Source organism: Pectobacterium brasiliense (assembly GCF_016950255.1).
GTDB lineage: Bacteria > Pseudomonadota > Gammaproteobacteria > Enterobacterales > Enterobacteriaceae > Pectobacterium > Pectobacterium brasiliense.
In genome coordinates this window covers 371,544-396,208 of record NZ_JACGFN010000003.1, presented here as the reverse complement: position 1 = coordinate 396,208, position 24,665 = coordinate 371,544, and the positions used below count along the sequence as shown (strand labels likewise).

The window sequence follows — 24,665 nt, the reverse complement described above, 5'->3', positions numbered from 1 at the left end:
TCTAACGTGATAAAACAAATGGCCCGCAAATTGCGGGCCATTTTTCTTTCCAATACGGCTTAACTTATCCGATCAGAACGTTTCCCAGTTTTGACTATCGCTGCCTTTGCTGCTGGCTCCGGCGAGCGCCATCGCTGGCGCTAAGCGCGGTTGCGGTGCCGCCTTCGGTAAGGACGACTTCAGTCTCTGAGCCACGCCAGCCAGCTTGAATACCGCGACAGCCTGCGTTAGACGTGCAGCCTGTTCTTCAAGCGAAACGGCCGCCGCCGAGGCTTCCTGTACCAGCGCCGCATTCTGCTGCGTCGCGCTATCCATTTCAGACACGGCCTGACTCACCTGCCCGATGCCACGGCTCTGTTCGTCAGAAGCCGAGGCAATTTCTCCCATGATGTCGGTCACGCTGACAACCGCGCGGACAATCTCGCCCATGGTTGTACCCGCCTGAGACACGAGCCCCGATCCTGTATCCACCAGCCTGCTCGATTCGCCAATCAGCCCTTCAATCTCTTTCGCGGCCTGTGCGCTGCGCTGTGCCAGACTACGGACTTCACCCGCCACCACGGCAAAACCACGCCCTTGCTCACCCGCTCGCGCGGCTTCTACCGCCGCATTCAGCGCCAGAATGTTGGTCTGGAAAGCGATGCTATTAATGACCGACGTGATTTCGGAAATACGACGTGAACTGGTAGAAATATCCTGCATGGTATCCACCACGTTCTTCACAATCTGCCCGCCCTTCTCCGCTTTTTCAGAAGCATTTTTCGCCAATTGGCTGGCGTGATGGGCATTGTCAGAGTTCTGTTTCACCGTCGCTGTCAGTTGTTCCATGCTCGCGGCGGTTTCCTCCAGCGCGGCCGCCTGCTGCTCGGTACGCGAAGAGAGATCGACGTTACCCGCCGTAATTTCTGACGACCCTTGATAGATCGAATCTGCGCCTTCACGCACGATCGTCACCGTATCCGTCAGCTCCGCCTGCATGTTCTGGATATTCGCTCCCAGAATGCCGATTTCATTACGTCCCACCGCCATCGGCGGCAATGTCAGGTCACCTGCTGCAATTTTCTGGATACGTTCAACCAGTCTATTGATTGGCGCAAGGATCACATTGCGTACCATGATGTACGCCATCAATGCCATAATGACGGACAACGCAAACGAGCCCGCCATCATCCAGTATCCCAGTTGGGCGTTCTGCTCCGCCCGCTGATTGATAGCCTGCGCAGCTTTCGTGAGTTCATTCACTTTCTTGCGTACTGGAACACTGAACGCTTCATCTAACTGACGGGCCAGCGTACTTTCCAGCGTGATCGTATCTTCAAATTCCCCGTCGTTTGTCGCTTTCTGCATAGCCAGAATCGCGTTATCACGGTAGTTGGCATACGCCTTAAGAATCTCGTCATCCAGCGCGTTTTCGCTCTCCAGCTTGTCTGGACGCGCGATATATTCATCCAGACGCTTCTGTGAGGCTCTGACTCGACCAGCAGCCTGGTCTGAAGCGGATTTAAAGACGTCGTGATCGCTAATACGGTTTGCCGCCCCCGCCTGAATAAGCAGCAATCTGGCAACGCGCAATTGATCGAGACTGCTGCTAATACCAGCGCGGATATCAGACAATTCATTAGCCTTATCCAATGAATCATTACTTTGTTTTAAGAAATAGCTCGCTGTGCCAATAGAAAGCGCAAATAAAATCAGGATAATTGAAAAAAGAGTAATAAATAACGAAACGAGACGTATATTGTTGATGTAACTCAACTTCTCTTTTTGAACAGACATCGGTTGCATTCTCATTTTCACCATCACTGGTCTACATTATCTCTGCCATTGCTGGTGCGGCAGAGCCCAGATATCACTGTGACAATAATGCCACGCAGGACAAACCTTTCATAAGAAAGTCAAAAGGAACCACAATTGTTATCGGCATTTTCAGTCTAAAACGTACCTAAAATAAGTTGATAGAAATCACGTTTCAATAAAAATTAAAAAATATCAGTAAAAATGAAACAAAAATATTATAGGTACGACAATCCCTACTGCTTTTTCAAAAATGTTGAGTAATCATCCAACGCGCGATGCTGTAAAACAAAGTCGATAAAACACGCCAATGCGGGCGAATTCAGCTTGCGGCTGGGGTAGACCAGATAAAGCTCGTTGGCTTCCACCTGCCAATCCGGCAAGACCCTGACCAGTTTTCCAGACACCGCTTCATCCAGACAGAGGAAATCCGGCAATAGCGTAATCCCCGCCCCCGCAATCGCGCACTCACGGGCGTAAAGCAGGTTATCCGTAATATGCGAATCGGGGAGTAACCAGCGATAGAGTTCCGAACCGCGATGCAGTAGCCACTCCGTCCAGGCATGATGCGCGATACAGCGGTGTTGCTGGAGCTGTTGTGGGTGAAGTAATGCCAAGTGCCGCGCCAGGTAGTCAGGCGATGCCAGCAAGTATCGCGGGGTTTGCCCAAGCGAACGCCCAATCAGTGAAGAGTCATGCGGTTTACCGGTGCGAAAAGCGACATCAAAGCCCTCCTGCACCAGATCGATCACATCGTCTGAAATCAGCACATCCAGTGATACCGCCGGAAAGTGCTGCTGAAACTCGGCGGTGAGCCGCGCCAGCAGCGTAGAACCTAATCCTGCCGGGCTAGTGATGCGCAGTCGCCCGCTGGGATTATCACGCAGGCGCTGTATGGCGAGATCGGCACGCTCGCTGGCTTGCAGCATCTCCTGACAGTGAATCAGGTAGCGCTCACCGGCAAACGTCAGATTGAGCTGGCGCGTCGTTCGGTTCAGCAACCGCAGGCCAATCTGCTGTTCAAGCTGGCTAATGCGCAGGCTCAGGCTGGATTTTGCCAGCCCCGCTTTTCGCGCCGCCTGTGTAAAACTGCCACACTCGGCCACCAGCGCAAACAGCGCCATATCCTGCAATTGCTTAAACATGATTGTTCACCTCAGACGAACACTGCATTATTTATTGTCCATCTTATCAGTCCTATCTCTGTGTTCTACACTTTGGCTTATGCAAAAATAGGTTTTATTCACAAGACCGCATTCTGAAAATAATGAGGAACAGACCATGACCGCTCATGCGATAGCCGTTGATCCACAACAGCCAGAAAATTTCATTGCCATCACGCAGGATATTCCCGAGCCCGGTGAATACGATCTGTTGGTCGGCGTAAAAGCCATTTCCGTCAATCCCGTGGATACCAAAGTTCATGCTGGGTTACGTCAGAATGGATTACAGCAGCCCCGAATTCTCGGCTGGGATGCCAGCGGCGTCGTGCTGAAAATCGGCAGCGCGGTTAACAACATTCAAGTAGGCGATGAAGTCTGGTACGCCGGCGATATCACCCGCCCCGGCAGCAACACCACCCATCAGTTAATTGATTCACGTATCGTAGCGCGCAAGCCAGTGTCCCTGGACTGGGCAGCGGCGGCCGCACTGCCGCTCACGGCACTGACCGCCTGGGAAGGCTTATTCGAGCATTTGAAAATACAGCAGGCCGACAGCAACAAAACGCTGTTGATTATCGGCGGCGCAGGCGGCGTAGGGTCTCTCGCGATTTCTCTGGCAGCATTGCGCAGTTCAGTGAACATCATCGCCACCGCGTCACAGCCTGACTCGGCAGAGTGGTGCCGCCAGCGCGGTGCCCATAAGGTCGTGGATTACCGTAATCTGGTCGAGTCTCTGGAAAAAGAAGGGATCAAACAGGTCGACTATATTTTCTGCCTGAACGACACGGACGGCCACTGGGATGCCATCAGCAAACTGATCGCGCCGATGGGACACATCTGCACCATAGTGGAAAACAAAAATCCGCTCGACCAAACGGCTCTGAAACTCAAAAGCGCGGCGCTGCACTGGGAACTCATGTTTACCCGCAGCATGTTCACCACGCCGGATATCGCGGAACAGGGGAATATTTTGCACGAAGTCGCACAGTTGGTTGATGCAGGAAAACTTCAGGGAACCGCCAGCGAAGCGCTGCAAGGGTTAACGGTAGACACGCTGAAGCAGGCTCACGGTAAAGTGCTGGAAGGGCATATGCGCGGCAAGATCGTTATCGCGCTGTAATAACGCAATCAGCCCCTTTCGGGGCTGATTAATAACGAGCTGATCAATCACACATCAGAACAGCAGACGGGCACGAATGGTGCCAGGAATGGCCTTCATCAGTTGCAGTGCCGTTTGCGCGCCGTCAGTTTCAACATCAATGACCACGTAACCAATTTCAGGTGTCGTTTGCAGATACTGCGCGGCGATGTTAATACCCTGCTCAGCAAAGATCTGGTTAATTTTGGTAATGATGCCAGGACGGTTTTCATGGATGTGCAGCAGGCGGCTGGCGCGTGCGCCATGAACAGGCAGCGATACTTCCGGGAAATTCACCGCAGACAGCGTAGAGCCGTTGTCTGAGTATTTCGCCAGCTTTCCAGCGACTTCATCACCGATATTTTCCTGCGCTTCCTGCGTGGAACCACCGATGTGCGGCGTCAGCAGCACGTTGTCGAACTCGCACAGCGGCGACAGGAATGGATCGCTGTTGGTTGCTGGTTCCTGTGGGAATACGTCAATCGCCGCGCCGGACAAATGCTTGCTGCTCAACACGTCGCACAACGCTGGAATATCAACCACGGTACCACGAGCGGCGTTAATCAGGATTGAGCCCGGCTTCATCAGTGCCAGTTCTTCAGCACCCATCATATTATACGTACTTTCATTCTCCGGCACGTGCAGGCTCACCACGTCGCTCATGTTCAGCAAATCGGATAAATGACGCACCTGCTGAGCATTGCCCAGCGGCAATTTGCTTTCGATATCATAGAAGTAAACGTGCATACCGAGGCTTTCAGCCAAAATACCTAACTGCATACCGATATGGCCGTAGCCGATGATCCCCAGCTTTTTACCACGCGCTTCAAACGAGCCCACAGCCAGCTTGTGCCAGATACCACGGTGCGCTTTCGCGTTGGCCGCCGGGATACCGCGCAGCATCAGCAGCATTTCGCCGATCACCATTTCTGCTACGGATCGGGTATTGGAAAAAGGTGCGTTAAACACCGGGATACCGCGCTTGGTCGCGGCCGACAGCTCAACCTGATTAGTCCCGATACAGAAACACCCTACCGCGATCAGTTTTTCCGCAGCAGCAAAAATCTCTTCTGTCAGATGGGTACGCGAGCGGATACCCACAAAATGCGCATCGCGGATGGAGGCTTTCAATGCCTCAGGATCCAGCGCACCTTTATGGAACTCGATGTTGGTGTAACCCGCTGCACGCAAGTTATCCAGCGCGCTCTGATGCACGCCTTCCACTAACAGAAACTTAATCTTGTCTTTTTCCAATGATACCTTTGCCATTTCCCGACCTTATTTTCAGACTTCAAATGTGACAGAGTGCTCAATAGCTTCTGCCAACATAACAAAAATTACGCAGTCAGCAATACAAACGATTGCTTCGCCCAAATCGCGCCACAGAGGAGCGCGCCTGATTTATGGCAAAAAATATTGCCAAAGATGTGCATCGCCATATCGACGATAAACAAAATAAGAAAATGTGATATTAAGTACCAAAAATGAGCCGTTAACTAAATGGATTTTTTTAGCTAAAAAATTTCTGACGTGGGTGTTCACCACGCCAGAACGATCGCGCACTCATTTAACGACGGTTTTTACACCCTCAGCCGTACCGACTAACGCGACATCTGCACCGCGGTTGGCAAATAACCCAACGGTTACGACGCCAGGGATACCATTAATGTGGTTTTCTACCGCGACCGCATCCATGATATTCAGGTTGTGTACATCCAGAATGACGTTGCCGTTATCCGTCAGTACGCCCTGACGATAGACTGGCTGCCCACCCAACTTCGCCAGTTCACGCGCCACGTAAGACCGCGCCATCGGGATAACTTCAACCGGCAGCGGGAATTTACCCAGCACATCAACCTGTTTGGATGCATCGACAATGCAGATGAACTGGCGCGACATTGCCGAAATGATTTTCTCGCGGGTCAGCGCTGCACCACCGCCTTTGATCATCTGCATGTGTCCGTTGATCTCATCCGCGCCATCTACGTAGACATCCAGCGAATCCACATCATTAGCGTCAAAAACGGGGATACCCAGACTTTTCAACTTTTCCGTTGAGGCATCCGAGCTGGAAACCGCGCCTTTTATTTGATGTTTTATCGAACCCAGCGCATCAATAAAGTGTGCTGCCGTCGATCCGGTTCCTACTCCCACAATGGTGTCGGGGCGGACGTAGTCGAGCGCTGCCCATCCCACTGCTTTTTTCAGTTCATCTTGCGTCATAATCTGCTTCTGGCCTGTAGAGTCGATATACGAAAACGTGTGCGTATTATAGAACATGCACGTTGGGGAAAGCGTGCAAATTCACTTCACCGCTCATGCATTATTTCATGTGCACCATTTCACACCTACCGTGCTGAATCGTGATTGCGCACAACAGCCAAAATAAGATTTCTGCATGGCAAATCTGCAAAATGTGGCATAGTGAAAAAAAACAGACTCGTTCAGAGGATTTTGACTTTCATGAAACGCCCGGACTATCGAACGCTTCAGGCTCTGGATTCCGTCATCCGCGAGCGTGGTTTTGAACGCGCTGCCCAAAAACTGTGTATTACCCAATCTGCCGTTTCGCAGCGTATTAAACAGCTGGAGAACCTGTTCGGCCAGCCGCTATTGGTCAGAACCATCCCGCCTCGTCCTACAGAACAAGGGCAGAAACTGCTGGCTCTGCTTCATCAGGTCGAACTGCTGGAAGAAGAGTGGCTGGGCAATGAAACCAACAGCGATATCCCGCTGCTGCTGTCGCTGGCGGTGAACGCCGACAGTCTGGCAACCTGGCTGCTACCTGCGTTACAACCGGTGCTGGTCGATTCACCGATTCGTCTTAATTTGCAGGTAGAAGATGAAACGCGCACGCAGGAAAGGCTGCGCAGGGGGGAAGTGGTCGGTGCGGTGAGTATTCAGTCTCAGCCGCTGCCAAGCTGTCTGGTGGATAAACTGGGTGCGCTGGACTATCTGTTTGTCGCGTCGCCGAGCTTTGCCGCCCGCTATTTCCCGAATGGCGTGACGCGCTCGGCGCTGCTGCGCGCACCGGCGGTCGCCTTCGACCATCTGGATGATATGCATCAGGCCTTTTTACAGCAGAATTTTGATTTGTCACCTGGCAGTGTTCCCTGCCACATCGTGAATTCGTCAGAAGCGTTTGTACAGCTAGCGCGTCAAGGCACGACCTGCTGCATGATCCCACATCTGCAAATCGAAAGAGAGCTTGCGAATAACGAGTTAATCGACCTGACGCCGGGGCTGTTTCAGCGCCGGATGCTCTACTGGCACCGCTTCGCGCCGGAAAGCCGGATGATGAGGAAAGTGACGGACGCTCTGCTCTCGCACGGTCATCAGGTACTGCGGCAGTCATAACGTACTGAGATAGTAAAAAATAGAGAGTGCAAAAAATAACAGGCCTGTCTGAGCAGGCCTGTTGGTATCATCAATGGTTTACGCAACCGTATTTTAGCGTCAACGTTACTGCGTGCGCTGCAACTCAAACACCACATCCACCTGATCGTCAAAGTGAATGGTTTGCTGTTCATAGGTTTGTGCCGCTTCGGTTTGCACCGCGGCATCTGCCGTTTTAAACATACGTGCCATTGGCATCGGCTGATAGTTGGCAACGTGATAGCGAACGCTGTAGATCGGCCCCAGTTTGGAGTTGAAACCCTGCGCCAGCGCTTCCGCCTGACTCGTCGCCTGTTCGATGGCTTTCTTACGTGCTTCATCACGATAGGTTTCTGGGTTAGCAACGCCTAATTCTACCGTGCGAATCTCATTCAGCCCCGATTTCAGCGCCCCATCCAGCAGCTCGTTCAGTTTGTCTAACTGGCGCAGCGTGACTTCCACCTGACGCACCGCACGATAGCCTTTCAGCACCGAACCACCGGTTTTCAGGTAGTCATATTCTGGCTGCGTACGTAAATTGGCGGCATTAATATCTTTTTTCTCAATGCCATTTTTACCCAGAAAATCAAAATATTGTGCAACGCGGGCATCGACCTGCTTTTTCGCTTCCGCCGCATCCTTCGATGACACGCTCACTTCAATCGCCAGACGAGCGATATCCGGTGTCGCATCTACGCTGGATGTCCCTGACGTCACGATATGCGGGCCATCCGGCAATTCCGCAGCCTGCGCGGCTATCGACACACCACCAAGTCCTATCGCAGCGGCCAACGCCAGTGCATTGAGCTTCATCATACCTCGCTTCACACTCTCTCCTTACTTATGTTTCGTCACGCATGCCGTTCGCAGATTATCTGTATCAATAGATTATCTGTGCCAACACGGTATCTTCCAGAATGAAAGAGACAAGACGGATTGCTTTACCGACCAACATAACGCATTACCAACTCCACACAATATAGGTGAATTTCTGAAACACAGCGTAAGGTGAGGTTATTTATTTCCAACCATCATTGCCAACCGTGACGCGCCAGCTGCAAAGCAATGCCCCACATCACTACGCCAACAAAAAAGTTGATGACCCGCTGTACCCGCGGCGTATTCAGCCACGGCGCCAGCCAGGAGGCCAATAGCGCCAGCGCAAAGAACCAGGTGAAGGAAGCCGTCATCGTCCCTAGTGCAAACCAGCTGCGAGCATCGCCTGCAAACTGGCTACCCAGACTCCCCAGCACCACAAAGGTATCCAGATAGACATGCGGATTAAGCCAGGTCACCGCCAGCATGGTAGCAATAATGCGCCAGCGGCTTTGTTTCATCACTTCGGCGCTGGCGAGGGCAATATTCTTGCTGAAGGCTGTTTTCATCGCTCCCCAGCCAAACCAGAGCAGAAACGCAACACCGCCCCACGTCACCGCCCCCAATAGCAGTGAAGACTGGCTAAGCAACGCGCTGCCGCCAAAAATACCAGCGGCAATCAGCACCATATCGCTCACCGCACATAACAGCGCCACCATCAGGTGATACTGCCGGCGAATTCCCTGATTCATCACAAACGCATTCTGTGGCCCTAGAGGCAGAATCATCGCCGCTCCCAACAAAACGCCCTGTAAATACACCGCCCACATACTTCTCTCCTACACCGTTTGTTGTTATCGCGGGGAGTGTATGGAAGCCGATTAGATAAGTGAAATTGAATATTCTAACGCTACATTAGCTAAGCTAATGTGCTGAAGGCAGAGGAAGTCCGTGTCGGACGAGAAGATAATTTCTGACGATGCACCACGCCGATAAGGACATGGTGCATACCTGAAGGCTTATGTCAGAGAGGTTATTCTGGCTGTTTCGCTGCGGATGGTAAGTTATGCAGGTGCACATCCATCTGCGGATAAGGGATACCAATACGGTGCTCATCCAGCACGCGTTTAAAGCTTTCCAGCAGATCCCAATACACCGCCTGCGCGTTGCCGTTGGTTGTCCACACCCACACCACAAAATTCAGCGATGACGCCGCCATTTCATTCAGGCGAATCGTGACGCCCTTGTCGTGCTGGATACGTTCATCCGCCGCGACAATATCGCCCAGCAGCTTTTTCACCACGTCGATATCAGCGTCATAGGCTACGCCGACAATAATTTCGGTACGGCGATCCGGTTCACGCGAACTGTTGATGATATTGCCAGCAATAATTTTGCCATTAGGCACCACGATGATTTTGCCGTCAGACGTGCGCAGCGTCGTCGAGAAAATCTGTACCTGCGTGACCGAGCCGGAAACACCGCCCAAATCCACCCATTCGCCGGTACGGAAAGGCCGGAAAATCACTAGCAGGACGCCCGCTGCAAAGTTGGCTAATGACCCCTGTAATGCCAGACCAACAGCCAAGCCCGCAGCACCCAATACAGCAATCACTGATGCCGTCTGTACGCCAACCCGACTCAATACCGCAATCAGCGTGAACGCGATAATGCCATAGCGCACCAGCGCAGACAGGAAATCTGCCACGGTTGAATCGATAGAACGGTTAACCATCAATTTATTGATGGTGCCGGAAACGATCCGAGCGATAACCAGACCAACGATGAGGATCACTAATGCGGCGACGATATTCACCGCATACTGCAAAAACAGGTTCTGATGTGTCACCAACCAGTTCCCTGCCTGATCCAGGCCCGTATTAAGTTCTTCCATTTAAAAGCTCCTGTTTTTTAATCACTGGGAAAGCATAACGTCCATAACTGAAACCGCAACATTGAGTCCCCAAAGCCCCAAAAATTAAGGCTCCCGTAGGAGCCTTGGCATCAAATCATGTTTACGTCGTCTGACTTACAGCACGTCAACGGCATTAAGCTCTTTGAAAGCTTGTTCCAAACGAGTCACCATGCTTGCCTGTGAGGCACGCAGCCACACACGCGGGTCATAGTGTTTCTTGTTCGGCTGATCTTCGCCTTTCGGGTTGCCCAATTGGCCTTGCAGATACGCTTCGTTTTCTTTGTAGTATTTCAGGATACCTTCCCACGTTGCCCACTGGGTATCGGTATCGATGTTCATTTTCACTACGCCGTAGCTAACGGAATCTTTGATTTCCTGAGCGCTGGAACCAGAACCGCCGTGGAATACGAAGTCCAGGCTGTTGTGCGGCAGGTTATGTTTCTTAGAAACATATTCCTGAGAATCACGCAGGATGGTCGGGGTCAGTTTCACGTTACCTGGCTTGTATACGCCATGCACGTTACCGAAAGAAGCCGCGATAGTGAAACGTGGGCTGATCGCGTTCAGTTTGGTGTACGCGTAGTCAACGTCTTCTGGCTGAGTGTACAGCGCAGAAGCATCCATGTGGCTATTATCCACACCGTCTTCTTCACCACCAGTACAACCCAGTTCGATTTCCAGGGTCATATCGATTTTGGCCATACGCGCCAAATACTTAGAGCAGATCTCGATGTTCTCTTCCAGAGACTCTTCAGACAGATCGATCATGTGAGAAGAGAACAGCGGTTTGCCGGTAGCAGCAAAGTGTTTTTCACCCGCATCCAGCAGGCCGTCGATCCACGGCAGCAATTTCTTCGCGCAGTGGTCGGTGTGCAGAATCACCGGCACGCCGTAGTGTTCAGCCATTTGATGCACATGCTGAGCGCCAGAAATCGCACCCAAAATTGCCGCCTGCTGACCTTCTGCTTTCAGGCCTTTACCGGCGATAAATGCTGCTCCGCCGTTAGAGAACTGAACGATGACCGGCGCACGCACTTTGGCTGCGGCTTCCAGCACAGCATTGATTGAGTCGCTACCGACACAGTTCACTGCTGGCAAGGCGAATTTGTTTTCTTTTGCTACTGCGAAAACTTTCTGAACGTCATCACCAGTGATGACACCGGGTTTTACGAAATCAAAAATTTTAGACATGTTACGTGTCCCGTTTCGTTGGCCGTGGAGGGGTTAGAGAAATCGATGTTAAATCGACAGGTTGTCTCGATACGATATTGCGAACATCACATATCGAGACAACCACAGGAAAGAGGAAAAGCGCCCCTTACCTTAAATTACTGCTTAGCGCGTTCTTCCAGCATAACCACTGCTGGCAGTTTTTTCCCTTCAACGAACTCCAGGAATGCGCCACCACCGGTAGAAATGTAGGAGATTTTGTCAGCAATACCAAACAGATCGATCGCAGCCAGCGTATCGCCGCCACCTGCGATAGAGAATGCATCACTCTCTGCGATAGCGCGAGCAATGGTCTCGGTTCCTTTACGGAAATTAGGGAATTCGAAGACGCCAACCGGGCCATTCCACAGGATAGTCTTGGCATTCTTCAGAATTTCAGCCAGACGCTCAGCGGATACATCACCCAGATCCAGAATCTGCTCTTCGTCTTTGATTGCCGTAACGGACTTCAGCGTTGCCGTTGCAGTTTCAGAGAATTCTGACGCAACACGCACATCGCTCGGTACAGGAATATCACAGGTTTCCAGCAGCTTTTTCGCTTCAGGAATCAGGTCAGCTTCATACAGGGATTTACCCACGTTGTGGCCTTGTGCAGCAACGAAGGTGTTAGCGATACCGCCACCGACGATCAGTTGATCGGCGATTTTAGACAGGGAATCCAGTACGGTCAGCTTAGTGGAGACTTTAGAGCCACCCACGATAGCGACCATCGGACGGGCTGGCTCGCTCAATGCTTTACCCAGCGCTTCCAGCTCACCAGACAGCAGCGGGCCTGCACAAGCGATAGTGGCAAATTTGCCCACGCCGTGGGTTGAAGCCTGCGCACGGTGTGCCGTACCGAATGCATCCATTACGAACACATCACACAGCGCCGCGTATTTCTTGGACAGAACTTCGTCGTCTTTTTTCTCGCCTTTGTTAAAGCGGACGTTTTCCAGTACAACCAGCTCACCTTCGGCGACATCAACACCGTCCAGGTAATCTTTCGCCAGACGAACCGGAGAAGACAGTTTTTCTTTCAGGTAGTCAACGACAGGCAGCAGAGAAAACTCTTCGTTGTACTCACCTTCGGTCGGGCGTCCCAGATGGGAAGTGACCATAACACGAGCACCTTGTTTCAGCGCGATTTCGATGGTCGGCAGAGAGGCACGGATGCGCGCATCAGACGTCACTTTCCCTTCTTTTACCGGTACGTTCAGATCCGCACGAATAAGAACACGTTTACCAGCCAGATCCAGATCGGTCATCTTAATTACAGACATGGTGAATCCTCTTGTTGATTCTCTTTTAAAGTTGCTTGAGCGAGATAGCGACCCCAGATCGCCACCGTCGTACTAGAAACCGCTGGCCGCCATCGCCCGTGTTGTATCCAACATCCGGTTGGCAAAGCCCCATTCGTTATCGCACCAGACCAATGTTTTAATCAGATGCTGACCACTGACCCGTGTCTGCGTGCCATCGACAATGGCACTGTGCGGATCGTGGTTAAAATCAGCCGACACTAACGGCAATTCAGTGTAATCAACTATACCACGAAACGACTCATGCGCTGATTTTTGCAATAGTGCGTTAATTTCATTCACATTTACGGCTTTCCTGACGCTAACGCTCAGGTCAATTGCCGTGACGTTAATCGTCGGTACCCGCACCGAGATCGCCTCAAAACGATCGACAAACTGCGGAAAAATACGGGTGATCCCCGCAGACAGTTTAGTATCTACCGGAATGATCGACTGGCTGGCGGCACGTGTACGACGCAGATCGTGATGATAAGCATCGATCACCGGTTGATCGTTCATCGACGAGTGAATCGTCGTCACCGTCCCATTCTCGATACCAAACGCATCATCCAGCAGTTTGATTACCGGGATAATGCAGTTGGTCGTACAAGACGCATTGGAAACAATGCGGTGCCCGCTTTCCAACTGGTGGTGATTGACGCCAAACACCACCGTAGCATCCAAATCCGTCGTTCCCGGATGAGAAAACAGCACTTTCTTCGCACCTGCCGCCAGATGGGCTTCTCCATCTTCCCGGCTGCCGTAGACGCCACTGCAATCCAGCACGATATCGACACCGAGTTCTCGCCAGGGCAATGACTGAATCTCTGCCTGATGCAACAGACGAATACAGTCATCACCGACATAAAGCTGATCGCACTCCTGACGCACATCCCACGAAAAACGGCCGTGGCTGGAATCATACTTTAGCAAATGCGCCATGCCTTCCGCGCTCGCCAGCTCGTTAATAGCCACAACGGTAATCTCGGCTCGGCGGCCTGATTCATACAACGCACGTAAAACACTGCGGCCGATGCGGCCAAAACCGTTTATCGCAATACGGATCGTCATGGCGTTCTTTGTGATTCCTTGTGTCGTGACAGGGTTACCCAATACATAGAATATACCCTTCTTAGACACCAGAGAACCCCTAGCGAAACGCCGTCAACGCAGCAACTGAAACGCTTCAGCTAGAATAAACGAATTAATGCATAAAAGAAATATTCTCGTCTGGCACACACAAGAAGAGTGACATAGGTCATAAAAATGAAAAAACCGCGATCGAGGGGCAGACAACGCGCATTGAAAGGTGGATTAAATTAAAGATGAAAAAAAGCCGCCAGCGCTAGCTGACGGCTTCCCATATCGAGATTAATGCGGCGTGATTACTTCAGCAGCGCCTGCGCTTTTTCAACGACGTTATCGACGGTGAAGCCGAATTCTTCGAACAGCAGCTCCGCCGGAGCCGATTCGCCGAAGCTCGTCATGCCGACAATCGCGCCGTTCAGGCCGACGTACTTGAACCAGTAGTCCGCGATACCCGCTTCAATCGCTACGCGTGCTGATACCGCTTTCGGCAGCACCGCTTCACGATAGGCTGCATCCTGCTTGTCGAACGCATCCGTAGACGGCATGGACACCACGCGCACCTTGCGGCCTGCGGCAGTCAGCTTGTCATACGCGCCGACAGCCAGTTCAACTTCAGAACCGGTGGCAATCAGGATTAGCTCAGGTTGACCTTCGCTGTCTTTCAGCACATAGCCACCTTTCGCCACGTTCGCCAGCTGTTCAGCCGTACGTGACTGCTGTGCCAGGTTCTGACGAGACAGGATCAGCGACGTCGGGCCGTCCTGACGCTCAATGGCGTATTTCCACGCCACCGCCGTTTCCACCTGGTCTGCCGGACGCCAGTTGCTCATATTCGGCGTCACGCGCAGGCTGGCCAGCTGTTCAACCGGCTGGTGGGTCGGGCCGTCTTCGCCCAGACCGATGGAGTCGTGGGTGTAAACGTAGATGCTGCGGATTTTCATCAGCGCGGCCATACGCACGGCATTACGCGCATATTCCACGAACATCAGGAAGGTCGCGGTGTACGGCACAAAACCACCGTGCAGCGCAATCCCGTTGGCAATCGCCGTCATACCGAATTCACGCACGCCGTAGTGGATATAGTTACCCGCGTGGTCTTTATCCAGCGAAACCGAACCAGACCAGATGGTCAGGTTGCTCGGTGCCAGGTCGGCAGAGCCGCCCAGGAATTCCGGCAGCAGTTTGCCGTAGGCTTCCAGCGCGTTCTGTGACGCTTTGCGGCTGGCAATTTTCGCCGGATTCGCCTGCAAATCGTCGATAAATTTCTGTGCCTCGGCCTGCCAGTTGGCAGGCAGTTCACCGCCGGTGCGGCGTTTGAACTCGGCAGCCAGCTCAGGGTACGCGCTGGCGTAGGCGGCAAACGCCTCATCCCAGGCCGCTTCCTTACGCTGACCGGCCGGTTTCGCATCCCAGGCGGCATAAATATCAGCCGGAATATCAAACGGCGCGTGCGTCCAGCCCAGCTGTTCGCGGGAGGCTGCCACTTCCGCATCGCCCAGCGGTGCACCGTGGGAGTCGTGTGTACCGGCCTTGTTCGGTGAGCCGAAGCCAATCACGGTTTTGCACATCAGCAGCGACGGCTTGTCGGTCACCAGTTGGGCTTCACCGATGGCGCGTTTGATGGCGTCCGCATCGTGACCGTCCACGCCGCGCACCACGTGCCAGCCGTAGGCTTCAAAGCGGGCGGCGGTATCGTCGGTAAACCAGCCTTCAACGTGGCCATCGATGGAGATGCCGTTGTCATCATAAAACGCGGTCAGTTTGCCGAGCTTCATGGTGCCGGCCAGCGAGCAGACTTCGTGAGAAATCCCTTCCATCATGCAGCCATCACCCAGGAACGCGTAGGTGTGATGGTCGACAATCTCATGACCCGGACGGTTGAACTGCGCGGCCAGCGTGCGCTCGGCAATCGCCATACCCACGGCGTTAGCAATCCCCTGACCCAGCGGGCCGGTGGTGGTTTCGACGCCGGCGGTGTAGCCGTATTCCGGGTGACCTGGCGTTTTGGAGTGCAGCTGGCGGAAGTTTTTCAGTTCTTCAATCGGCAGGTCGTAGCCGGAGAGATGCAGCAGGCTGTAAATCAGCATGGACGCGTGGCCGTTGGACAGCACGAAGCGGTCACGGTTGGCCCAGTTAGGGTTGGCCGGATTATGGTTAAGATAATCGCGCCACAGGACTTCGGCGATATCGGCCATGCCCATCGGTGCGCCCGGGTGACCGGATTTGGCTTTCTGCACCCCATCCATGCTCAGCGCGCGGATAGCATTGGCAAGTTCTTTACGAGAGGACATGCTTGACTCCAGATCGGATTGAACGACTGCCCTTCTTGCATAACCATTTAAAATCAATAATTTAAACAAGAATGACAAAATAAATATGATTACAAATGTACATGAAAAGCAGAGGGAATGCACATGGAACCGTGAGCAAAAAACAGGGATTTATCGGCTGACGAATCAATGGTGGTTCTTTTACCAAAATGCAGTTGATTACAGCGCCATACGCCATGTTTTCTAGTAGGTTCACCTTTATCAACCGCGCCTTTTTGGAACGCACCAAAACAAAAATTCATCGTCGACGAGATATCGCAAACCATACAAATCAGATTTTCCGATCTATTTATCAATGTCGTTTTCGGGTACCTTAGAGCCGATTTTTTGGTATTAAAAAAATAAACATTAATCGTATGGAGATGATTTTTATGGCTATTCGTTCTTCTGTACTGGCGCTGTGTGTAGCAACCTTGCTGACTGGCTGCCAGAATTTAAACACCAATACCTTAATGCAATCCGGCGCACAGGCGTTTCAGGCGGCAACGCTCAGCGATGCTGATGTTAAATCACTCAGCAATCAGTCCTGTGAGCAAATGGATAAAGAAGCAAAGATTGCCCCTGCCGACAGCAAATACACACAGCGCCTGAATAAAATTGCAGATGCGCTGGGTCATGACATCAACGGTACACCAGCCAACTATAAGGTTTATCTGACAAAAGACGTTAACGCTTGGGCAATGGCTAACGGCTGCATCCGCGTCTACAGCGGCCTGATGGATATGATGACTGACAACGAAGTGGAAGGCGTTCTCGGCCACGAAATTGGTCACGTTGCGCTGGGCCACACTCGTAAAGCCATGCAGGTTGCCTATGCGGCGACTGCGGCACGTACTGCCATTGGATCTGCGGGTGGCATGGCGGCGTCCCTGTCACAGTCTCAACTCGCCGATCTGGGAGAAAAACTGGTTAATTCCCAATTCTCTCAAACTCAGGAAACGCAGGCAGATGACTATTCCTTCGATCTGCTGAAGAAACGTGGCGTCAAGTTGGAAGGTCTGGCAAGCAGCTTTGAAAAACTGGCCAAACTTGATGCTGGTCGTGAGAGCAGCATGTTCGATTCCCATCCTTCATCGGAAGGCCGCGCCAAACACATTCGTGAGCGTATCGCTGCCGAGAAATAATCACACACGCTGATTACTCGCAAAGAACACACACGCGGGCAATTGAAAAAATCTCAATTGCCCGCTAGTCATCCGACCACTATCATCCCCATCATATTCACGGTAAGCTGCTACATAACCGCTATCTCCAATCGCTTCTATCCTCAAAATGATAGGATTTAAGAATTAATAGATATAAATAGATAGCTATTTTCAATCGTATTTACTTTCCGTTCTCTTTTTAAGAAACGAATCTCGGCAGATTTCCAGATGCTGGGAGCCGCAATCCGCAAATGTGCAGCATACGGAAAAAAGGCAATCGCGATTAGCACAGAGACATACGTCGCAATAAACAAGAATGATGGAGTAACCCCCTGTATTTAAAGATAGAAATAAACCAGTAAATCAAGCATACTATGTTAAACCAATAAAAATTTTTCCAGTTTGATCATATAGATATATGATAAAATCTGTTGTCGCGCCCGCAGGTTTCTCTAGAGGCTCCACCTTCTTAGCGATTTAAAAGCATTTCAGGATCGCGATTTCTTAATAACTGGATAACATCAGCAGCGATTATTGGTTTATGGCCACTTTCAGACAATAAACTCATATGTGTTAAAAATCATGGATGTGAGAATTTTCAGTAAATGCAATTTTACCACGGTAGGATTACGGGAAATCCTATCCAGTATCCCTATGCTCTCGATAAAACCCGTCAACAGGTTTACGCTGCAGCAAGGAAAGAAGAAATGTATTTTCATCATTGACGGTAGCAGCGAGGGCTTTGAGGAATACTACGAGTCGATAAGAACTCACTTTTATAATATGGCGTCGTCATTCGTTATCATCAATAATTCCCCCAATCACCCTCCCGTGTGCATTGACGAAAAAACGATTCTTATTTCAAAGTCAGCAGCCATCGATTCTTTTTATAAATTACTCGATTTTGTCCACCTTCACGACCGCCGTTTATTCAGTCCCGTCAGACTGTCAAAATCTGAATATGCCGTATTCCAGCATTGGTGTGCGGGCTACACAGCGGAAGCGATGGCCGAAATCATCGGATTAAATAAGAAGTCCGTACTGAACAGCAAATCACGATTACTGAATAAATATGGCGTTCAGGATAAAAACTCTTTACTGCTTATTGCTAAAATTATCTTCAAAGACAGCGTCATTGAAGAATTTGATTCCCTTCCAAAACCAGCAGCCGACATCAATATGAGTCATTCGATTATCTAAGCGATAGTCGAAAAAAAAGGGATGCTCACTCGCATCCCTTTTTACTCAGTCAGTCACACTTATTCTTCATCTTCCAAATAAGTATAGCCGTATAGCCCGCTTTCAAACTCTTCCAGGAACTGCGCCTGAAGTTCGGTATCCAGATCGGTTTCTTTCACCTGATCGCGGAAACGGGTCATCAGCACTTTGGGGTCAAGTTGCACATATTCCAGCATGTCAGCAACCGTATTCCCTTCGTCAGATTCTTCAATCTCAACGGTGCCATCCTGGAAGACAAACACGTCAACGGTCGACGTATCGCCAAACAGGTTATGCATATTCCCCAGGATTTCCTGATAGGCGCCGACCATGAAGAAGCCCAGCAGCGGCGGGTTTTCTGGATCGTAAGGCGGCATCGGCATCGTCGTCGCGATCCCGTCACCATCGACATAATGATCGATCGTACCATCGGAATCACAGGTGATGTCGAGCACGACAGCACGGCGCTCAGGCGGCTTGTTTAGCCCTTCCAACGGCATTACCGGGAACAGTTGATCGATCCCCCACGCATCCGGCATGGATTGGAACAGCGAGAAGTTGACATACAGCTTGTCAGCCATCCGCTCCTGTAATTCATCAATGACTGGCCGATGCGCACGGTTGCTCGGATCCAGCTGTTCCTGAATCATCTGACAGATGCTCAGATAAAGCTGCTCTGCTTTCGCGCGCTGCGTCAGATCCAACATGCCGTGCGTGTATTGGGTATGCACATCGTGCAAGTCCATCTGGCTGTCGTGCAGCCATTCACGCAGCGAACGACGTTTTCCCGGCTGCTTGATTTCTTTCCATGTTGACCACAGGCTCTCCAGCGCACGCGGAGCGCCTTCTTCCGGCTCAGTCGGGTCACTGAACTCGTTGCGTTCAACACCGATAATATTGGAAACCAATACGGTATGGTGCGCGGTTACCGCACGGCCAGACTCGGTGATGACCGTCGGATGCGGCAACCCATGTTCGTTACAGGCATCACCGATGCCCCAAATCACGTTGTTGGCATATTCGTTCAGGCCATAGTTCACTGAACAATCGGACTGCGAGCGCGTACCTTCATAATCCACGCCCAGACCGCCACCGACGTCGAAGCACTGGATATTCACGCCCAGCTTATGCAGTTCAACGTAGAAGCGCGCGGATTCGCGTACGCCCGTCGCGATATCACGGATATTCGCCAACTGCGATCCCAGATGGAAATGCAGCAGTTGCAGGCTATCCAACTTCCCAGCCTCACGCAGCATCTCAACCAGTTGCAACACCTGGACCGCCGCCAGACCAAACTTGGATTTTTCACCGCCGCTGGATTGCCACTTGCCCGACCCCTGAGAAGCCAGACGCGCACGGACGCCAAGGCGCGGCACCACATTCAAGCGCTCGGCTTCTTCCAGCACCAGCCGGATTTCGGACATCTTCTCGATGACCAGATAAACCTTGTGGCCCAGCTTTTCGCCGATGAGTGCCAACCGGATGTATTCACGGTCTTTGTAGCCGTTACACACTATCACCGTGCGGGTCATGCCCGCGTGGCCCAGTACCGCCATCAGCTCCGCTTTTGAACCGGCTTCCAGACCCAACGGTTCACCGGAATTAGCCAGTGACTCAATGACGCGACGATGCTGGTTAACCTTGATCGGATAAACCAGAAAATACCCGCCTTCATAACCAAACGATTCGCGAGCCTGTTTAAACGCAGCGTTGATAGAACGCAGGCGATGCTGAAGGATTTGCGGAAAGCAGAACAGCGCAGGCAGGCGCTGATGGTTATCTTTCTGCATATCTTTGACCAATCTGGCCAGATCGACGCGAGCTTCTGGTACGTCAGGATCCGGGCACACGCTAATGTGGCCGAGCTCATTGACGTCATAGTAATTATTGCCCCACCAGGCAATATTGTAAGTACGAAGCATTTCGCTGGCATTACGGTCATTCATGGCAACCTCCTGCATAGAGCGCAAATTTTCATGTTTACCCGTCGCTGACGAGCCGTGATGAATCATGTCGTCAGACATAACGAACCTCTTCTTTTTCTAGACTGCTGATCACATCAGTACCTGAATAAACAGCCCACATGAGCATACCTGCAACATGCGGCATCGACAGTAAAAAAACCGGCGTAGTGAAGTATGCCGTCACTTTATTACTCTTATTAGTGTAAAACACGTTGTCAGGCTCCGTGTTACGGGTCGATAAAACTCGTTGTGAAAATCACCGGGCGAACGTGACCAGAAAGACGCTAAACGCTTCTGGCAGAAAGAATAACAGGCAGGTTAACCAGCCCTGGAGTCCTGTGTCGAATTTAAAGACAGGCTACGTCGAGAAACGGAAAAGAAGGGTTGAGTCGCGGACGCGGTAGCGTCAAAAGGGACATATTGCGAACGCAATATACTCAGTAAACAACGGATCATTAATCCTACCACCTCCACGTGCGCCGCAGGCTATGCGGTCAGCTATCAATAAAAATTCAAGATGTCGCGGGTTGCATCACCGCTCGCCGTTTATACCTACATGCTGCTGGAAAAGCAAAATGAAAATTACCGCTAGTCATCTCTTGTAAAAGAAAAAACGGCCGATGATAAAAGGACGATGGCGCGCTAATGCGAAAAACCACTGGCACTGAGACCAAAAGGTGACCTAGAATAGCCATCCAGATGTTAATCCGTCTATACCGATTAACTGATTACACTGCTTAACGGCTTTGATTTGAAGGTAAAGAAACTCATGGCTAAACACCTTTTTACGTCCGAGTCAGTCTCTGAAGGACATCCTGATAAAATTGCTGACCAGATTTCTGATGCGGTTCTCGACGCCATTCTGGAGCAAGACCCAAAAGCGCGTGTCGCTTGTGAGACTTATGTAAAGACTGGCATGGTGTTAGTCGGTGGTGAAATTACCACCAGCGCCTGGGTCGACATCGAAGAAATTACCCGTCGTACCGTGCGTGATATCGGTTATGTCAATTCTGAAATGGGCTTTGACGCTAACTCTTGCGCCGTACTGAGTGCGATTGGCAAGCAGTCTCCTGATATCAATCAGGGCGTTGACCGCCGCGATCCGCTGGAACAAGGCGCAGGCGATCAGGGTCTGATGTTCGGTTATGCGACTAACGAAACCGACGTCCTGATGCCCGCACCTGTGACTTATGCACACCGTCTGGTTCAGCGTCAGTCAGAAGTCCGCAAGAGCGGTTCTCTGCCGTGGCTGCGTCCGGATGCAAAAAGCCAGGTTACGTTCCTGTACGACGATGGCAAGATTGCCGGCATCGATGCCGTGGTGCTGTCTACCCAGCATTCAGAAGACATCAGCCAGAAAGATCTGCATGAAGCAGTGATGGAAGAGATCATCAAACCGGTTCTGCCAGCAGAATGGCTGTCTGCCAATACCAAATATTTCATCAACCCAACCGGACGCTTTGTTATCGGCGGCCCAATGGGTGACTGTGGTTTGACTGGCCGTAAAATCATCGTTGATACCTACGGCGGCGCGGCACGTCACGGTGGCGGTGCGTTCTCCGGTAAGGATCCGTCTAAAGTAGACCGTTCTGCTGCCTACGCAGCACGCTATGTCGCCAAGAATATCGTCGCGGCTGGCCTGGCCGATCGCTGCGAAATTCAGGTGTCCTACGCTATCGGCGTAGCAGAACCAACCTCCATCATGCTCGAAACCTTCGGCACAGAGAAAGTCTCCACCGAGCAGTTGACGCTGCTGGTGCGTGAATTCTTCGATCTGCGCCCTTACGGCTTAATCCAGATGCTGGATCTGCTGCATCCGATTTATCAGGAAACCGCAGCATATGGTCACTTTGGCCGCGAACATTTCCCGTGGGAAAAAACGGACAAAGCCGCAGAGCTGCGTGAAGCTGCTGGCCTGTAATCTGGCGACGCAATAAAGACCAAACGGCGAATGAAAATTCGCCGTTTTTCATTCTATCTCCCCCGAATTTCCCTCCACTTCGCCTATTGCGTCTCCCTGCCACTCAATTTATGCTCACAACAATGAACACACCCCGAATCCCCATTGCCAGCCATCAGGCTGTGATGCGCTGTCTGCGTGATAAATTGCAGCAGGCTAACCTCACCCTGCAGACGGACTACACCGAGCCAACAGTAAATTACCAGCAACGCGGTTCAACCGCAGGAACGGCCTGGCTGCAACACTGGGAAATTCGGCTGAATCCCGTCTTGTTACAAGAAAACCAGCAAGCCTTTATCGATGAAGTGGTTCCCCATGAGTTAGCCCATCTGCTGGTTTATGCACGTTTTGGCCGTGTCGCACCACATGGCAAGGAATGGCGCTGGATGATGGAAAGCGTCCTGCACGTCCCGGCAAAACGCACGCATCGGTTTGCGGTGCAATCCGTACAGGGGAAAACCTTCACCTACCTGTGTGATTGCCAACGGCATGAGCTGACAATCCGCCGGCACAATCGGGTGCTACGCGGCGAAACAGAATATCGCTGTCGTCGCTGCGGGAAAACCTTACGTCATGATGTAAAAAGTTCTATTTAAAAGGGAATTTCCAGTTTTAAAAACTGCTTTTGCATTTGCCTGCCGACGACACATCCGGTAGTCTGCCAACTTTACAGCCTGTGGATTATTTGGAATATGCTACGCAAAATTCTCGCTATCGCCGCCGTAGGCGCGGGTCTGTTTTCAGCCACCGCGCTGGGTCAAAACATCAATAATTTTTCGCAGGCCAAGGCCGCCGCTGTCGACATTAATCGCGATGCGCCGGGTTCGTTCTACTGTGGCTGCAAGATTACGTGGCAGGGCAAGAAAGGCACGCCCGACCTTGAATCCTGCGGCTATCAGGTGAGGAAAAATGAGCAGCGTGCCAGCCGTATCGAGTGGGAGCACGTTGTACCAGCCTGGCAATTCGGCCACCAGCGCCAGTGCTGGCAGGATGGCGGCAGAAAGAACTGTAACAGCGATCCCGTCTACCGCGAGATGGAAACCGATTTGCATAACCTGCAGCCCGCTATCGGCGAAGTAAACGGCGATCGCGGCAATGCCATGTACGGACAATGGAACGGCGGTGCATCCCAATATGGTCAATGCGAGATGAAGGTCGATTTCAAAAATAATCTGGCAGAACCGCCCGCCCGCGCCCGCGGCCAGATCGCACGTACCTATTTCTATATGCGCGACCGCTATCAGTTACGCCTTTCAAGCCAGCAAACCCAGCTGTTCGAAGCCTGGGATAAGCAATACCCAGTCACCCAGTGGGAATGTACCCGCAATCAGCGCATCGCCGCAAAACAGGGAAACCCAAATCCCTACGTTCAACAGGCTTGCCAGCGCTAGTTCGTCTACCTACTATAGCGAATCTGTTTCCAGCAAAACCACCGCCAGATGACGGTGGTTTTGCCTATTTCTGGCGTTTCTACGCCGCTCTATTTTATTCAAAGGTCTGAATCCAGTATGCGAGTACCACGCATTTTTCATCCCGACACGCTCCCCCTTAACGGTGGTGAAGTCGAACTGAGTGACGATGCCGCCAATCATGTGGGTCGCGTGTTACGCATGACGACGGGTCAGTCATTGCAGCTGTTTGATGGAAGCAATCATGTCTTTGATGCAGAAATCATCGCGGCTGGCAAAAAGAGTGTGCGCGTTCGCTTCACAGCAGGTAAGTTGGAAGATAAAGAATCGCCCCTACATTTACATCTGGGACAGGTGATGTCGCGCGGCGAGAAGATGGAGTTTACTATCCAGAAATCCATCGAGCTGGGCGTCAATGTGATTACCCCACTGCTTTCTGAACGCTGTGGCGTCAAACTGGATGCCGAGCGAATGGAGAAAAAAATTAGCCAGTGGCAGAAAATTGCGATTGCCGCCTGCGAACAGTCCGGCCGCAATTGTGTGCCGCAGGTGCGGCCAGCGATGACGCTGGAAGCCTGGTGTGCGGAGCAAGACAACGCGTTGAAATTAAATCTGCACCCACGCGCCACACAGAGCATCAATACGTTACCACTGCCGGTCGCTCGGGTCAGGCTACTGATCGGCCCGGAAGGCGGGCTCACCGCCAGTGAAATTACCATGACCTCAGAATACGGATTCACTGATATCCTGTTGGGGCCACGCGTTTTGCGCACAGAAACCACTGCACTCACCGCCATGACCGCCTTACAGGTACGTTTCGGCGATTTGGGGTAAAGGAG

20 protein-coding genes are annotated in these 24,665 nt (G+C 51.7%); 8 read left to right on the top strand and 12 right to left on the bottom strand.

Annotated elements, in window-relative coordinates:
* Positions 1 to 72 precede the first annotated feature (72 nt).
* The gene (locus H4F65_RS21145) at positions 73 to 1,776 is read right to left on the bottom strand and encodes a methyl-accepting chemotaxis protein (RefSeq protein WP_010681791.1); all 1,704 of its coding nucleotides are present in this window, start codon (positions 1,774 to 1,776) and stop codon (positions 73 to 75) included.
* A gap of 254 nt (positions 1,777 to 2,030) precedes the next feature.
* Positions 2,031 to 2,939, bottom strand: coding sequence for a LysR family transcriptional regulator (locus H4F65_RS21140; protein WP_010681792.1), 909 nt, complete (start codon positions 2,937 to 2,939; stop codon positions 2,031 to 2,033).
* Positions 2,940 to 3,075: 136 nt separating this feature from the next.
* On the opposite strand from H4F65_RS21140, the gene H4F65_RS21135 reads away from it, so the two are divergent.
* Positions 3,076 to 4,077, top strand: a complete 1,002-nt coding sequence (locus tag H4F65_RS21135) for a zinc-binding alcohol dehydrogenase family protein (RefSeq protein WP_010681793.1) — start codon at positions 3,076 to 3,078, stop codon at positions 4,075 to 4,077.
* 54 nt (positions 4,078 to 4,131) lie between these two features.
* Here H4F65_RS21135 and serA read toward each other — a convergent pair whose 3' ends face one another.
* Both serA and rpiA read right to left on the bottom strand, forming a co-directional pair.
* Positions 4,132 to 5,364 carry a phosphoglycerate dehydrogenase gene (gene serA / locus H4F65_RS21130; protein WP_010681794.1) on the bottom strand — a complete coding sequence of 411 codons (1,233 nt, stop codon included), beginning with the start codon at positions 5,362 to 5,364 and terminating at the stop codon, positions 4,132 to 4,134.
* A 294-nt stretch (positions 5,365 to 5,658) separates the two neighbouring features.
* Complete coding sequence (gene rpiA, locus H4F65_RS21125; protein WP_010681795.1) at positions 5,659 to 6,318, bottom strand: ribose-5-phosphate isomerase RpiA; 660 nt, start codon at positions 6,316 to 6,318, stop codon at positions 5,659 to 5,661.
* A gap of 240 nt (positions 6,319 to 6,558) precedes the next feature.
* Between rpiA and H4F65_RS21120 the strand changes: the two genes are divergently transcribed.
* On the top strand, positions 6,559 to 7,452 hold the full coding sequence (locus tag H4F65_RS21120) for a LysR family transcriptional regulator ArgP (RefSeq protein WP_010681796.1): 894 nt from the start codon (positions 6,559 to 6,561) through the stop codon (positions 7,450 to 7,452).
* Between the two features lie 105 nt (positions 7,453 to 7,557).
* Here the strand turns inward: H4F65_RS21120 and H4F65_RS21115 are convergent, their stop codons facing one another.
* The 7 genes from H4F65_RS21115 to tkt all read right to left on the bottom strand — a co-directional run bounded on the left by H4F65_RS21115 (position 7,558) and on the right by tkt (position 16,091).
* Positions 7,558 to 8,283, bottom strand: coding sequence for an oxidative stress defense protein (locus H4F65_RS21115; protein ID WP_039317218.1), 726 nt, complete (start codon positions 8,281 to 8,283; stop codon positions 7,558 to 7,560).
* 218 nt (positions 8,284 to 8,501) lie between these two features.
* Positions 8,502 to 9,116: an arginine exporter ArgO gene (argO, locus tag H4F65_RS21110; protein WP_010681798.1), complete on the bottom strand. Its 615-nt coding sequence runs from the start codon at positions 9,114 to 9,116 to the stop codon at positions 8,502 to 8,504.
* A 203-nt stretch (positions 9,117 to 9,319) separates the two neighbouring features.
* Positions 9,320 to 10,180 (bottom strand): small-conductance mechanosensitive channel MscS, encoded by an 861-nt coding sequence (gene mscS / locus H4F65_RS21105; protein WP_010681799.1) that lies wholly within the window; start codon positions 10,178 to 10,180, stop codon positions 9,320 to 9,322.
* Between the two features lie 135 nt (positions 10,181 to 10,315).
* Entirely contained in the window at positions 10,316 to 11,392 is a 1,077-nt protein-coding gene (gene fbaA, locus H4F65_RS21100) for a class II fructose-bisphosphate aldolase (RefSeq protein ID WP_010681800.1), read from the bottom strand.
* A 137-nt stretch (positions 11,393 to 11,529) separates the two neighbouring features.
* Positions 11,530 to 12,693, bottom strand: coding sequence for a phosphoglycerate kinase (gene pgk / locus H4F65_RS21095; protein ID WP_010681801.1), 1,164 nt, complete (start codon positions 12,691 to 12,693; stop codon positions 11,530 to 11,532).
* Positions 12,694 to 12,765: 72 nt separating this feature from the next.
* The gene (epd, locus tag H4F65_RS21090) at positions 12,766 to 13,782 is read right to left on the bottom strand and encodes an erythrose-4-phosphate dehydrogenase (protein WP_010681802.1); all 1,017 of its coding nucleotides are present in this window, start codon (positions 13,780 to 13,782) and stop codon (positions 12,766 to 12,768) included.
* Between the two features lie 314 nt (positions 13,783 to 14,096).
* Entirely contained in the window at positions 14,097 to 16,091 is a 1,995-nt protein-coding gene (gene tkt / locus H4F65_RS21085; protein WP_159398224.1) for a transketolase, read from the bottom strand.
* A 410-nt stretch (positions 16,092 to 16,501) separates the two neighbouring features.
* On the opposite strand from tkt, the gene loiP reads away from it, so the two are divergent.
* Both loiP and H4F65_RS21075 read left to right on the top strand, forming a co-directional pair.
* Positions 16,502 to 17,254: a metalloprotease LoiP gene (gene loiP / locus H4F65_RS21080; RefSeq protein ID WP_010285789.1), complete on the top strand. Its 753-nt coding sequence runs from the start codon at positions 16,502 to 16,504 to the stop codon at positions 17,252 to 17,254.
* A gap of 675 nt (positions 17,255 to 17,929) precedes the next feature.
* A complete protein-coding gene (locus H4F65_RS21075) occupies positions 17,930 to 18,475 on the top strand; it encodes a helix-turn-helix transcriptional regulator (RefSeq protein WP_010285790.1) in 546 nt (181 codons plus the stop codon).
* 59 nt (positions 18,476 to 18,534) lie between these two features.
* On the opposite strand, the gene speA is transcribed toward H4F65_RS21075, so the two are convergent.
* Complete coding sequence (gene speA / locus H4F65_RS21070) at positions 18,535 to 20,517, bottom strand: biosynthetic arginine decarboxylase (RefSeq protein WP_010285791.1); 1,983 nt, start codon at positions 20,515 to 20,517, stop codon at positions 18,535 to 18,537.
* A gap of 709 nt (positions 20,518 to 21,226) precedes the next feature.
* Between speA and metK the strand changes: the two genes are divergently transcribed.
* The 4 genes from metK to rsmE all read left to right on the top strand — a co-directional run bounded on the left by metK (position 21,227) and on the right by rsmE (position 24,660).
* A complete protein-coding gene (metK, locus tag H4F65_RS21065) occupies positions 21,227 to 22,378 on the top strand; it encodes a methionine adenosyltransferase (protein WP_010285793.1) in 1,152 nt (383 codons plus the stop codon).
* Positions 22,379 to 22,500: 122 nt separating this feature from the next.
* Positions 22,501 to 23,013 carry a SprT family zinc-dependent metalloprotease gene (locus H4F65_RS21060; RefSeq protein WP_039285348.1) on the top strand — a complete coding sequence of 171 codons (513 nt, stop codon included), beginning with the start codon at positions 22,501 to 22,503 and terminating at the stop codon, positions 23,011 to 23,013.
* Between the two features lie 96 nt (positions 23,014 to 23,109).
* On the top strand, positions 23,110 to 23,808 hold the full coding sequence (gene endA, locus H4F65_RS21055) for a deoxyribonuclease I (protein ID WP_010285795.1): 699 nt from the start codon (positions 23,110 to 23,112) through the stop codon (positions 23,806 to 23,808).
* A 117-nt stretch (positions 23,809 to 23,925) separates the two neighbouring features.
* The gene (gene rsmE, locus H4F65_RS21050; protein WP_010285796.1) at positions 23,926 to 24,660 is read left to right on the top strand and encodes a 16S rRNA (uracil(1498)-N(3))-methyltransferase; all 735 of its coding nucleotides are present in this window, start codon (positions 23,926 to 23,928) and stop codon (positions 24,658 to 24,660) included.
* The last annotated feature ends 5 nt before the right edge of the window (positions 24,661 to 24,665 follow it).

Bases quoted from the DNA above. Each gene is read 5' to 3' on its own strand.
- endA (WP_010285795.1), top strand. From the start codon at position 23,110: ATGCTACGCAAAATTCTCGCTATCGCCGCCGTAGGCGCGGGTCTGTTT.
- H4F65_RS21135 (WP_010681793.1), top strand. From the start codon at position 3,076: ATGACCGCTCATGCGATAGCCGTTGATCCACAACAGCCAGAAAATTTC.
- epd (WP_010681802.1), bottom strand. From the start codon at position 13,782: ATGACGATCCGTATTGCGATAAACGGTTTTGGCCGCATCGGCCGCAGT.
- metK (WP_010285793.1), top strand. From the start codon at position 21,227: ATGGCTAAACACCTTTTTACGTCCGAGTCAGTCTCTGAAGGACATCCT.
- pgk (WP_010681801.1), bottom strand. From the start codon at position 12,693: ATGTCTGTAATTAAGATGACCGATCTGGATCTGGCTGGTAAACGTGTT.
- H4F65_RS21120 (WP_010681796.1), top strand. From the start codon at position 6,559: ATGAAACGCCCGGACTATCGAACGCTTCAGGCTCTGGATTCCGTCATC.
- H4F65_RS21115 (WP_039317218.1), bottom strand. From the start codon at position 8,283: ATGAAGCTCAATGCACTGGCGTTGGCCGCTGCGATAGGACTTGGTGGT.
- H4F65_RS21145 (WP_010681791.1), bottom strand. From the start codon at position 1,776: ATGTCTGTTCAAAAAGAGAAGTTGAGTTACATCAACAATATACGTCTC.
- speA (WP_010285791.1), bottom strand. From the start codon at position 20,517: ATGTCTGACGACATGATTCATCACGGCTCGTCAGCGACGGGTAAACAT.
- serA (WP_010681794.1), bottom strand. From the start codon at position 5,364: ATGGCAAAGGTATCATTGGAAAAAGACAAGATTAAGTTTCTGTTAGTG.
- H4F65_RS21075 (WP_010285790.1), top strand. From the start codon at position 17,930: ATGCTCTCGATAAAACCCGTCAACAGGTTTACGCTGCAGCAAGGAAAG.
- H4F65_RS21060 (WP_039285348.1), top strand. From the start codon at position 22,501: ATGAACACACCCCGAATCCCCATTGCCAGCCATCAGGCTGTGATGCGC.
- H4F65_RS21140 (WP_010681792.1), bottom strand. From the start codon at position 2,939: ATGTTTAAGCAATTGCAGGATATGGCGCTGTTTGCGCTGGTGGCCGAG.
- argO (WP_010681798.1), bottom strand. From the start codon at position 9,116: ATGTGGGCGGTGTATTTACAGGGCGTTTTGTTGGGAGCGGCGATGATT.
- rpiA (WP_010681795.1), bottom strand. From the start codon at position 6,318: ATGACGCAAGATGAACTGAAAAAAGCAGTGGGATGGGCAGCGCTCGAC.
- rsmE (WP_010285796.1), top strand. From the start codon at position 23,926: ATGCGAGTACCACGCATTTTTCATCCCGACACGCTCCCCCTTAACGGT.
- tkt (WP_159398224.1), bottom strand. From the start codon at position 16,091: ATGTCCTCTCGTAAAGAACTTGCCAATGCTATCCGCGCGCTGAGCATG.
- fbaA (WP_010681800.1), bottom strand. From the start codon at position 11,392: ATGTCTAAAATTTTTGATTTCGTAAAACCCGGTGTCATCACTGGTGAT.
- loiP (WP_010285789.1), top strand. From the start codon at position 16,502: ATGGCTATTCGTTCTTCTGTACTGGCGCTGTGTGTAGCAACCTTGCTG.
- mscS (WP_010681799.1), bottom strand. From the start codon at position 10,180: ATGGAAGAACTTAATACGGGCCTGGATCAGGCAGGGAACTGGTTGGTG.